This window comes from Corynebacterium sp. c24Ua_83 (genome assembly GCF_039907245.1).
GTDB lineage: Bacteria > Actinomycetota > Actinomycetes > Mycobacteriales > Mycobacteriaceae > Corynebacterium.
This window is the reverse complement of sequence record NZ_JASBOI010000050.1, coordinates 1-1,286: the sequence shown is the minus strand read 5'-3', so window position 1 is coordinate 1,286 and position 1,286 is coordinate 1. Positions and strand designations below refer to the sequence as shown.

General features: G+C 51.0%; 1 protein-coding gene. It reads right to left on the bottom strand.

Features of this window, described 5'->3' with window-relative positions; all coding sequences use genetic code 11:
- Window positions 1-37 precede the first annotated feature (37 nt).
- The coding region (locus QKE30_RS10775; protein ID WP_347934779.1) for an IS3 family transposase at window positions 38-1,286 on the bottom strand (1,249 nt) is incomplete at its 5' end.

Here is a 1,286-nt window from a genome sequence, read left to right as displayed (position 1 = left end):
TTTGGGGATGCGGACGTTTTTTTAGACAGTTTCGATGTCACGCTACATTGACTTTTCGGTATTCGGTAATGCTCAAACCATCGAGGCTGATCTTGATTCGGTGATTGTTGTAGAACTCGATGTATGTCGCGATTGCTTCTTCGAGCTCTTGGGGGTTCTGCCAGGTTCTGCCGTAGTACATTTCGTTTTTCATTCGGCCGAAGAACCCCTCACATGCTGCATTGTCGGGGCTACAGCCTTTCTTCGACATAGAGCGAAGTATTCCGAACTTCTCGGTCATGCTTCGCCAGCTGCTGCCTCGATAATGTGCTCCGCGGTCTGAGTGAATCACCAAGGATCCATCCATTGCCGGCTTTTCGGTTGCGATTGCTGCGTACAAAGTTTCTTCTGCTAACTCCATGGTGGGATGAACACTTGTTTTTGCTGCCACGACCTTGCCGTCAAAACAGTCGATGATGGCAGACAGGTACACGCGACCTTGGTTAGTAGCGAAAACACTGATGTCAGTCAGCCACAACCGGTTTGGATGCTCAGCATGAAAATTGCGGTTCACCAGGTTAGGTGGTGCGGGAGAAATTTCCCCTTGATAGCTGGAGTAACGCCACTTTCGTTTCGGGAACCAGGGGTGAATTCCCTCTTCGTGCATGAGACGGCGGACGACCTTCTCACTGATAACGATCCCTCGATGGCGTAGTTCCCACCAAAGTCGGCGATAGCCGTAGGTGTTATTCGACTCAGAACTGATCTCATGAAGCATTTCGCGGATATGCGCGTGCTTATCCGGAGCAAATCGCTGTTGGAGTTGGTAGTAGAAGCTTGATGCCGCAAGATCAATAGCAGCAAGCAGCATAGATAACGGAAACTCACCGCGTAACGCGTCAACCACTTCAGCCTTGTGCTTATTGCTGAGCTGACCCGGGATGACGCTGACGTCTTTTTTTACAAGTTCCAGCTCCTTTTCCAAAACAGCCTTGTCAACGAGCAGTTGAGCCATTTGCTTTTTCAGTTCTGCAGGATCATCGGCTAATGATTTCTCAAGTGCTGCTCGGGTGGGCATGCAAGTGTGCTCTTTGCGTTCTCTTTTCGACATCAAACCCCATTCTCCCTCTTCACGGTGGCGTTGTGCCCAGGAATAGACACTCATCTTTGAGCGCAGCTCGCATTCCACAGCGATGTCAGCTGGCCTCCAGCCAGCGTGGAAGAGCTCAACAGCGCGAAGCTTGACCTCAAACGGGTAGCGACTCAGTGTTCTTGACTGTTTGCGGGGTCGACCAGGTTTGGCGGGT